Annotated in this window: 11 protein-coding genes and 1 tRNA gene; 5 read left to right on the top strand and 7 right to left on the bottom strand. The window is 67.6% G+C overall.

Annotated elements, in window-relative coordinates; translation table 11 throughout:
- Positions 1–58: 58 nt before the first annotated feature.
- Both O4G76_RS15745 and O4G76_RS15740 read right to left on the bottom strand, forming a co-directional pair.
- Positions 59–379: a hypothetical protein gene (locus O4G76_RS15745; protein WP_269398203.1), complete on the bottom strand. Its 321-nt coding sequence runs from the start codon at positions 377–379 to the stop codon at positions 59–61.
- Positions 380–756: 377 nt separating this feature from the next.
- Positions 757–1,068, bottom strand: a complete 312-nt coding sequence (locus tag O4G76_RS15740) for an ETC complex I subunit (protein ID WP_085895881.1) — start codon at positions 1,066–1,068, stop codon at positions 757–759.
- A gap of 130 nt (positions 1,069–1,198) precedes the next feature.
- Between O4G76_RS15740 and uvrB the strand changes: the two genes are divergently transcribed.
- Positions 1,199–3,406, top strand: coding sequence for an excinuclease ABC subunit UvrB (gene uvrB, locus O4G76_RS15735; RefSeq protein WP_269398202.1), 2,208 nt, complete (start codon positions 1,199–1,201; stop codon positions 3,404–3,406).
- 24 nt (positions 3,407–3,430) lie between these two features.
- On the opposite strand, the gene O4G76_RS15730 is transcribed toward uvrB, so the two are convergent.
- Positions 3,431–3,703 (bottom strand): GlsB/YeaQ/YmgE family stress response membrane protein, encoded by a 273-nt coding sequence (locus O4G76_RS15730; RefSeq protein WP_085895545.1) that lies wholly within the window; start codon positions 3,701–3,703, stop codon positions 3,431–3,433.
- Between the two features lie 131 nt (positions 3,704–3,834).
- On the opposite strand from O4G76_RS15730, the gene O4G76_RS15725 reads away from it, so the two are divergent.
- The 4 genes from O4G76_RS15725 (at position 3,835) to O4G76_RS15710 (ending at position 5,672) form a co-directional block, all read left to right on the top strand.
- Entirely contained in the window at positions 3,835–4,317 is a 483-nt protein-coding gene (locus tag O4G76_RS15725) for a YdcF family protein (RefSeq protein ID WP_269398201.1), read from the top strand.
- A gap of 68 nt (positions 4,318–4,385) precedes the next feature.
- Positions 4,386–5,042: a hypothetical protein gene (locus tag O4G76_RS15720; RefSeq protein WP_269398200.1), complete on the top strand. Its 657-nt coding sequence runs from the start codon at positions 4,386–4,388 to the stop codon at positions 5,040–5,042.
- Positions 5,043–5,081: 39 nt separating this feature from the next.
- On the top strand, positions 5,082–5,561 hold the full coding sequence (locus O4G76_RS15715) for a pyridoxamine 5'-phosphate oxidase family protein (RefSeq protein ID WP_269398199.1): 480 nt from the start codon (positions 5,082–5,084) through the stop codon (positions 5,559–5,561).
- Between the two features lie 35 nt (positions 5,562–5,596).
- Positions 5,597–5,672 (top strand) — tRNA-Ala (locus tag O4G76_RS15710).
- 76 nt (positions 5,673–5,748) lie between these two features.
- On the opposite strand, the gene O4G76_RS15705 is transcribed toward O4G76_RS15710, so the two are convergent.
- The 4 genes from O4G76_RS15705 to O4G76_RS15690 all read right to left on the bottom strand — a co-directional run bounded on the left by O4G76_RS15705 (position 5,749) and on the right by O4G76_RS15690 (position 9,399).
- Positions 5,749–6,003, bottom strand: a complete 255-nt coding sequence (locus O4G76_RS15705; protein ID WP_269398198.1) for a hypothetical protein — start codon at positions 6,001–6,003, stop codon at positions 5,749–5,751.
- Between the two features lie 95 nt (positions 6,004–6,098).
- The gene (locus tag O4G76_RS15700; protein WP_269398197.1) at positions 6,099–6,425 is read right to left on the bottom strand and encodes an antifreeze protein; all 327 of its coding nucleotides are present in this window, start codon (positions 6,423–6,425) and stop codon (positions 6,099–6,101) included.
- A 98-nt stretch (positions 6,426–6,523) separates the two neighbouring features.
- Positions 6,524–8,782 carry a glycosyl hydrolase family 28-related protein gene (locus O4G76_RS15695; RefSeq protein WP_269398196.1) on the bottom strand — a complete coding sequence of 753 codons (2,259 nt, stop codon included), beginning with the start codon at positions 8,780–8,782 and terminating at the stop codon, positions 6,524–6,526.
- A 206-nt stretch (positions 8,783–8,988) separates the two neighbouring features.
- Positions 8,989–9,399 carry a DUF4864 domain-containing protein gene (locus O4G76_RS15690; protein ID WP_269398195.1) on the bottom strand — a complete coding sequence of 137 codons (411 nt, stop codon included), beginning with the start codon at positions 9,397–9,399 and terminating at the stop codon, positions 8,989–8,991.
- Positions 9,400–9,512 lie beyond the last annotated feature (113 nt).

Below are 9,512 nucleotides of genomic sequence, written 5' to 3'. Positions count from 1 at the left end.
AAAGCATCGTGCCCGTCGACCGGAGGCCGACCATGCACTAACAATTAACCTGGAGCACTCAGACGGGGCAGCTCAACCGGATCACGCCTTGCAGGACCGGGCCGAAGCGGGCGGTGAGCAGCGGGCGGATGCGCGGCAGCAGCTTCATGAGGCCCGCGGCGGTCAGGATCGTCGCGATTGCGGCCCCGCCCAGCCAGAGAAGATCGGGATCGTCCAGGGGCACTTCGGCGAGGCTTGAAACGAGCAACGCCGGGAACAGAAAGAAATAGTTCAGCCGATCCGCCATCGGCCAGAAGCCCGCCCCCGGAAAGCCGCTGCGGGCAAGGACATGTCCGAGGCAGATCAGCGCAAAGATTGGCCAGATCGAGATCAGAAGCATGTCGGCCCCGTGTCCTGCGCCTGATGCCATGTCGGGCCGAGTGCAAGGGTGTGGGGGCCATCACCCGGCCCGTGTTAGCGGCTGTCCGGGCAGCGGGGAAGACCGCTTGGCAGGATGGGCGCCGTTGTCTTTCGCTCGTCGGACGCAACACGGGCAACCACAGTATTGGCCAGCTCATCATGTCCTCGACGCCCGACGCCGCGTTCAGGGCGGTGCAGTCGAAGTTGGCAGGCCCTTGAATCGAAACGGGCGACCACCAGGCCGCCCTCGGTAGAAGTCTATGCATCCGGTCCGCTCGGACACTCGATGTTGTGTTGCCCGTGCTCTTCGCCGGATCTTAAGCCCGAAACCGCCTCAACTTGCGTCGGATTTACAAGTCAGTGCGTCCAGGCCCCGCGGCGGGTGGTCGAGAAGTTCTCGCCATAGCCGCCGGGACGGATGTTGTGCTTGCGCACATGCGGCTCCTGCACGATCGCGTCGAGACCGTGCTTCTCGGCATAGGCCACCGCCGCCTCGCGGCTGTCGAAATACATCCGGACCTGGCTTTGGGTGTCGGTCGAGCTGGTCCAGCCCATCAGCGGGTCGATCTCGCGCTTGGACGCCGGCGCGTATTCGAGGATCCAGGCCTCGGTCTTGGCGGTGCCCGACTGGGTGGCGGTCCGGGCGGGTCTGTAGATCCGTGCGCGCATCGTTGGTCCCTTCTGATCTCGCGGCGTTATCGACAAAACGGCGTCGCCATGCAAGCGGGCAAAGACGCCGCACCCCTCTTGCACAGGAACGAAAAGAGGCCAGATTGGTTCGGTCCCGAGGAGTCCGCCCATGCACAACAACTCGCCCGAACAGATGCCGATCCTGCACGCGCCCGCCCCCGAGGTGAAACGGCGCGAAAAGCTCGAAGGCGGCAAGCGGTTCCGCATGCAGACCGAGTTCAGCGCCGCGGGCGACCAGCCCACCGCGATCACCGAGCTTGCGGGCGGCATCGAGACCGGCGAGCGCGACCAGGTGCTCCTGGGCGCCACCGGCACCGGCAAGACCTTCACCATGGCCAAGATCATCGAGGAGACGCAGCGCCCGGCGATCATCCTCGCGCCGAACAAGACGCTCGCGGCCCAGCTCTATGGCGAGTTCAAGGGCTTCTTCCCGGACAACGCGGTCGAGTATTTCGTCTCCTATTACGACTACTACCAGCCCGAGGCCTACGTGCCGCGCTCGGATACCTTCATCGAGAAGGAGAGCCAGATCAACGAACAGATCGACCGGATGCGTCACTCGGCCACCCGGGCGCTCCTGGAGCGCGACGACGTGATCATCGTGGCCTCAGTGTCGTGCATCTACGGCATCGGCAGCGTCGAGACCTACGGCGCGATGACGGTCGATCTGCACAAGGGCAAGAATTACGAACAGCGCGCCGTGATGGCTGATCTCGTAGCGCAGCAGTACCGGCGCAACGATGCCGCCTTCGCGCGCGGCTCGTTCCGGGTGCGCGGCGACAGCCTCGAGGTCTGGCCCGCCCACCTCGAGGACCGGGCCTGGAGGCTGTCCTTCTTCGGCGACGAGCTGGAGAGCATCACCGAGTTCGACCCGCTCACTGGCTCGAAGACGGACGAGTTCGACCGCATCCGCATCTATGCCAACAGCCACTACGTGACGCCGCGCCCGACCATGGCGCAGGCGATCAAGGGCATCAAGGCGGAGCTGAAGACCCGGCTTGACCAGCTCGTCGGCGAGGGCAAGCTTCTCGAGGCGCAGCGACTGGAGCAGCGCACGCATTTCGATCTCGAGATGCTGGAGGCGACGGGCGTCTGCAACGGCATCGAGAACTACTCGCGCTATCTCACCGGGCGCGCACCGGGCGAGCCGCCCCCCACCCTATTCGAGTTCATCCCCGACAACGCCATCGTCTTCGCCGACGAGAGCCATGTCTCGGTGCCACAGATCGGCGGCATGTATCGCGGCGACTACCGGCGCAAGTTCACGCTGGCCGAGCACGGCTTCCGCCTGCCGTCCTGCATGGACAACCGCCCGCTCAAGTTCGAGGAGTGGGACGCGATGCGGCCGCAATCGATCTTCGTTTCGGCCACCCCCGCCGCCTGGGAGCTGGAACAGGCGGGCGGCGTCTTCACCGAGCAGGTGATCCGTCCCACCGGCCTTCTGGATCCGCAGATCGAGATCCGGCCGGTGAAGACGCAGGTGGACGACCTGCTCGACGAGATCCGCAAGGTCACGGCCAAGGGGTATCGGACGCTGTGCACCACGCTGACCAAGCGCATGGCCGAGGACCTCACCGAGTACCTGCACGAGCAGGGCATCAAGGTGCGCTACATGCATTCCGACATCGACACGATCGAGCGGATCGAGATCCTGCGCGACCTGCGCCTCGGCGCCTTTGACGTGCTGATCGGCATCAACTTGCTGCGCGAGGGGCTCGACATTCCCGAATGCGGGCTGGTGGCGATCCTCGACGCCGACAAGGAGGGCTTCCTGCGCTCCGAGACCTCGCTGATCCAGACCATCGGCCGGGCCGCGCGCAACGCCGAGGGCCGCGTCATCATGTATGCCGACCGGATCACCGGCTCCATGGAACGCGCCATGGCCGAGACCGAGCGGCGGCGCGAGAAGCAGATCGCCTACAACACCGAGCACGGCATCACCCCGGCCACCGTCAAGAAGAACGTCGAGGACATCCTCGCCGGTCTCTACAAGGGCGATGTCGACATGAACCGGGTCACCGCCAAGGTCGACAAGCCGATGGCGGGGGCGAACCTGCAGGCGGTGCTGGAGGGGCTCAAGACCGACATGCGCAAGGCCGCCGAGAACCTCGAATTCGAGGAGGCGGCACGGCTGCGCGACGAGGTGAAGCGTCTCGAAGCGGTCGATCTGATGGTCTCGGACGACCCGATGGCCCGGCAGCAGGCGGTCGAGCGCGCTTCGGAGGCGGCGGTGAAATCCTCCGGCCGCTCCACCGCCGGGCGACCCGGCCAGCGCGGCGGCAACGTGCAGCGCACTAAGAACCGCAAGCCGCGCTGAGCGCGGCTTGCCGGTCCGATGCGCCTATTTCGCGATTGCCCGAACCAGCGCCAGCACCAGCGCTGCGCCGATCAGCGCCACGATCACCACCACCAGCAGCCCACCGGCCGCGAGCAGCGTCACGCCCAGCGCCGCCAGCACGAAGGGCGTGGCCATCGCCGCCAGCGCGCCGACGATCATGTAGAGCGCCATGTTGCGCCCGCCCGCGAGCTTGCTCGCCAGCCAGCCCGTGGCGAGCCCCACCAGCGCGAGTATCACCAGCGCCGCGACGCCGATGCCCTGCAAGAGCTCTTCCATGAGCCATCTCCCTTTGTTGCCTGCACGAGCCTAGCGCGAGACGTCGGCCGGGAAAGGGGCGACGATGCACGGGGATCGCGGTACCGGCGGCCCGGCGCCGGTTTCGATGACCACAGCCGGAAGGAGCCCCGATGGCCAATGACGTCACAGCCGCGCTGATCCTCGGCGCCGCCGTCTGGGAAAGCGGCCCCTCGCCCACGCTGCGACGGCGCACGACGCATGCCGCGACGCTCTACCACGCGGGCCGCGTTGCGCATCTGGTGCCCTGCGGCGGGCTCGGGCGGCATGCGCCGAGCGAAGGCGAGGCGATGCGGGACCTGCTGCTGGAAGCCGAGGTGCCCGACACCGCGATCCATCCCGAGACCACCTCGCGCGACACGCTGGAGAACATCCGCAACGCGCTGCCGATCCTCGGGCGGATCGGCGCATCGCGGGTCATCATCGTCACGGACGCGCCGCATCTGCCGCGGGCCCTGATGGTGGCACGGCGGCTGGGCCTTAAGGCGCGTGGCAGCGCCCCGCGCGGCGGCGCGCGGATCGCCACCCAGACCCGGATGGCACTGCGCGAGATCCCCGCCTGTGCCGCCTATCTGTGGCGGCTGCGGCGGCTTTAAGACGGGCTTAACCCTCTGCGGTACAGCCTTGTTAGAGGGCTGCGCCGGGGGGCTGCATGATTCGGGCCGTGTTGCTGTCGCTCGTGATCGTCCTGACCGGCGCGATGGCCCGGGCCGGGGCCTGGCCCCGCGAGGAGGGCGAGCTGTTCCTGTCATTCGGCGGCAATGTCGCCCTGTTCGGCGACGCGGTCCGGCCGGTGCATTACGACCCGACCATCTATCTCGAATACGGGCTGACCGAGCGGCTGACCCTCGGGCTCGACGGCTATACCGCCGATGCCGGCACCGCAGGCAGCCTCTTCGCCTGGCTGCGCGTGCCGTGGCGCCCCGATGCGACCGGGGATGTCTGGGCGGTCTCGGCGGGCCTGGGCACGACGCTGCTGCCCGACGGCGCGCAGGAGGCGACGAGCCGGCTCGGCCTGCATTGGGGGCGCGGGCTGGAGAATGGCTGGCTCGCGCTCGACGCGCAGGGCCAGCTCGGCGTCACCCGCCTGTCGCATCAGGCCAAGATCGAGGCGAGCTGGGGCCGCAAGTTCAGCCCTCGCTGGACCGGGCTGATGCAGGGCCAGGTCGGCTACGGGCTCTCGGGCGACACCTATGCCAAGCTCGGCGCCTCCGGCATACTGCACGCGACACCGGGGCTCGATTTGCGGCTCGGCCTCACCCGCGCCCTGACCGGCGATCGCGGCGGCGGGCTGACGCTCGAGGCCTGGTGGCGGTTCTAGAGGCTTGATCGGCGCGGCCCCGCGCGACAGGCTCCGTGCATGGCAGATCTCGTCCGCCCCACCGATGACGGCGCCCGTCGGCAGGCCCAGCGCCTGTTCGGCACGGCCCGGCACGGCGCGCTGGGCGTGATCGACCCCGCCAGCGGGGCGCCGCAGGTCAGCCGCGTGGCATTGCGCCCGGATGGCGCGGACCTGCTGATGCTGGTCTCGACCCTGTCACACCACTGGGCCGCGCTCGAGGCCCGGCCCGACTGCTCGCTGCTGCTCGGAGAGCCCGGCCCCGAGGGAGACCCTCTCGCCGCGCCCCGCCTGACCCTCGCCGTGCGGGCCGCGATGGCGCAGAAGGAAGCGTTGAAGCCCGAATGGCTCGCTTGGCACCCGAAGGCCGCGCTCTACTACGACTTCGCCGATTTCAGGCTGATGCGGCTGGAGGTGAGCCACGGCTTTCTAGTCGGCGGTTTCGGCCGCGCCTTCGAGCTGTCGCGCGCCGATCTGGAAAACTCGAAGGGTCCCGGTTGACACCGCCGCCGAGTCGGGCCAGATACGCTCCCAGTGGGGTCGTAGCTCAGTTGGGAGAGCGCGTCGTTCGCAATGACGAGGTCAGGGGTTCGATCCCCCTCGACTCCACCAACTTCCCTCTTCTCGATACGAAAACGGCGCCGTAGCTGGTGCCACGACGCCGCAAGGTTCGCATGAACCCATCGGCTCAGACGGGCATGGCACGGTCCTGATTACCGGCGTTCGCATTGGCGACGCTCTGCGCCGCCTTGCGGGCAAAGTCGCTGCCGGCCAGCGCCGCGTTGCCGGCCTCCTGGGTCAGATCGGCACCCTCTTCGGCCATCTCGCGGGCCTTGGGGAGAAAGGCGTTCATCATCGACATCTGCATGTCGAACGCGGTGCTCCACATCTTGAAACCGGCCTGCCACATCTGCAGCGGCATGGTGTAATAGCGGTTGTCCATCTTTTGGACCTTTCCTGGGAGGTGAGTGCGCCCTCTCAACCCATGGATGCGCCGGCGCGTTCCGGGGCAAGCGTGGCCCCGGCGGAAACCGGCCGTCAGCGGCTCATCTTCAGGAAGTTCGGGCCCCGACGCGCCAGACGCTTGTTGTTCGAGGCGGTACGGCGCTGCAACGGCATCATCGCCGCCATGGCGATCTGGTCCGGGCGCTTGCCGGACCAGATGGCCCGATTGCCCGCCAGTATCGCCTCGGCGAAGGCCGGGCCCTTCTCATCCACCATGCGGTTGTTCTCGGTGCCGGTCACGGCCCAGAGCCCGGCCATCCCCATCAGGCGGTATGCCATCACCGCCTGTGTTTCGGCCATCAGAGTCCAGAAAGTCATCGACGTGCGTGCCAGTTCGGCCGGGGTCGCCATTTTGGTCATCTTCCGCTCCGGAAACAACGCCCGCAGAACACGGGCAGACACGGCACGACGCACAAGCCCCCCTGCGGGTTCCTGCAATCCCGATATGCAGGGGCCGATCACGCGGGCCGATCCATGCGCACGCTGCAGCGCATCTCTCCCGACACGGCGGTATCGAACACGATGCGGAACTTGCGCCGGTCATTGCCGTGTTCGGGGTCGATCCAGGGCAGCTCGTGCACGCTCTTGCCTGCGGCATCGGCGAGCCGCCCGACCGGCACCGCCGCCTCGATCACCCGCGCCCGGCCGCCGAACGGCAGATGCGGCGCGGTATCGACCACCCAGATCCGCGCCGGCGTGGGCTCCGCATGGCTCAGGCTGGCGGGGTTGCGCACCGGCTGGTTCACCCCGTGAAACGCGTTGCCCAAGAAGGTGATGTCGCGCATCCGGCCATAGTTGAGATCGGCGAAGCTGGTATCGACCCGTTCGACGCGGTCGACATATCCGTTGAAGGCCCGGAACGCGTTGCCGGTGACGTGCAGCCCGTGGATGAAATGCCCCGGTCCGCGCGGCTTGAGGACGATCCAGTTGAACCAGCGTGCCGCATCCGTGCAGATGAAGATGTTGCCGGTGATCGTCAGCCCGCCGAAGCTGAACTGCTGACCCAGCGCCGGGCTTTCGTCATGCTCGTTGCTCCACTCGATGAAATTGTTGTCGATGTAGTTGCCGACGATCAGCGTCGCCGGGTTGGGCCGGGTCAGGATGATGCCCCCCTTGCGCACGCCGTCGGATTCCGAGTCCCCGTGAAACCAGTGGTTGTTCGAGATCAGGTTGCCGGTGCCCGCCAGCACGCAGAAATGCTCGAACAGCACGATCCGGCTGTCGCGGATCTTCACGTCGTTGGCGTTGGCGTTGAAGCACAGCGTCTTCCGCTGCTCCACCGGCAGGCCCTGCTCGTTCGAGAGGAACTGGCAGCGGTCGATCATCATTCCCTGGCAGCCGCTACCATGCGAGGTGAGACCACGGTCGCGCGGCTTGGTCACGAAGCAGTCGCGCAGGTGGAAGGTGAGGCCGGCGGGCGGCAGGATGATGCCGCTGGCGACACCGCTGCACTGGAACTCGATGTCGTCGAAGACGAACTGGCTCAGATCCTTGAAACCCGAGAAATCGATCAGGTAGCGAAACCGGGTGAAGGTGAAGACCTGCACCCCTTCGGCATCGAACAGCGGCTGGCTCAGGGTGATCCGCCGGTTCGCCACATCGACCGATTTCACATAGACCTCGCGGCCCACCCCGTTGCCGGTGACGAGGCTGCCGGGCGCGATATCGGCAATGTTGGCGACCTCGGCGAGACGGGTCGGGTTGGCCGGCGAATAGCTGGCCTGCGCCCGCACCACCCGCGGTGTCCACGCGGCCCCGTCGATCGGCTGGAACTGGCCGTTGCGCACCACCCGCCGCGTGGCGAAGGTCTCGCGGTCGGGCACGGCGGCAGCCATGTCGAAGGGCTTCGACAGGCCGATCCGACGGCCCTCGAGATCGAGCGAGTCGTGGTCCGAGAAGCTCAGGAGCGCCTGGAACGCCTTGGTGAAGGCCAGTTCCTCATCGCCCAGCGCGTCGAGATAGGCCCCGAAGCGGAAGTCGCGCTGAAGGATCAGCTTGGCCGCGCCGACCGGCACCACGGTGCCGACAAAGCGCACATGGCTGCGGAAGGTGACGTTGCTCGCCAGGCGATAACGGCCCTCGGGCACCAGCACCATGCGTCGGCCGCCCGCCGCCGCGTCGGCGGCCTCGAAGGCGGCGGCGTCGTCGCCGCTGCCGTCGCCCCGCGCGCCGAAATCGCGCACATCGACCACCGCCGCGAGATCGGCCGCGAAGAGATGCGTGACATCCTCGAACACCAGATCGTCGAGGCGCACCACCCCGCCCGAAGGTCCGGTGAGGTCGACGCCCAGATGCCCGAGATCGGCGCCGGTCCAGACCAGATCGACCCCGGCCTGCCGCCCCGGCCCGATGATCGCCGAGACCTCGACCACCTCGCCATAGGCGGCGAGCTGGGTCGCGGGCCCCGTCCCCTCAACGCCGCCGAGCCGGGTGCCATCGGCGCGGCCAGCCCAGCCGGCGATGCGCAGTCCCGGCATCGGCCCCGACAAGGCCTTCGCGCGCGCCCGCACCCGGATGTAGAGGCCGGGCCGTATCGGCGTCTCACCCATGTAGCGCAGCTTCTGGACCGCCGCGGTCTTGAGGATCTCCAACGCGTCGCCGAAATCCTGATCGGCGGGCACGAAGACACCGCTGCCGGACTGGGCATAGGTGTCCGAGCCGGGCGTGCCGTCGCCGCTCGACCACACCTCCAGCCCTGCGGCGAACGGCGTCGGCATCAATGCATCCAAGATCGGCATGGCGGTCTGGCCCCTGTCGCTGCGGCGGGCCGAAGGCGACAAGGCCCCCCTGCCCGTCGCCATCCCGGCCCGCCCGGTCCGCATCCGTGCGGCCTCGAAGGCCACCGGACAGGAGACAGGATTACCGTCTTTGCATGAACGAGCCCGTCATGCACCGCGCGGCCGGACCGCCGCCGCGCAACGCCTCAGACGCCCAGCCCGGGCGCGGCCAAAAGGGTCACACCGTCGATGCGCCAGCCCTGCGGTGTCTCGATCATCCGGTATTCGAGCAGATGCGGCACGCCGCGCGCATCGCGTATCAACACCGTCTGGAACGAGGCATCGCTCTCCTCGCGCAGGCTCATGAAGCGCGCGCTGCCATTGTCCCAGACCATCGGGTAGCCCTGCTCGACCATGCGGCCGAAATTCTCCGGGTTGTCGAAGAGGCGCTGGATCATCTCGCTGGCATGGGCGAAGGCGCCGTCGAGATCGCGCGCGGTAAAGTCGGACAGCTGGTCCCCGATCACCTCGGGGATCGTCATCTCGTTTGCCTGCTGTGCCACTGCCGCGGCGGTCAGCGTTCCAAAGAGCGCCAGCGCCGCCCAACCCATTCGCATCGTTCGATCTCCGTTCGTACGGACTATATACGAATGAGAGCGGAACAAGGTTTCACCCGACGGGCCTTCGCCGCACCGGTTTGTGGAACCGCCATGTAACGCCATGGTTTTAT

The sequence above is a fragment of the Limimaricola sp. G21655-S1 genome (assembly GCF_027213785.1).
Taxonomy (GTDB): domain Bacteria; phylum Pseudomonadota; class Alphaproteobacteria; order Rhodobacterales; family Rhodobacteraceae; genus Limimaricola.
This window is presented reverse-complemented; position numbering and strand designations above follow the sequence as displayed.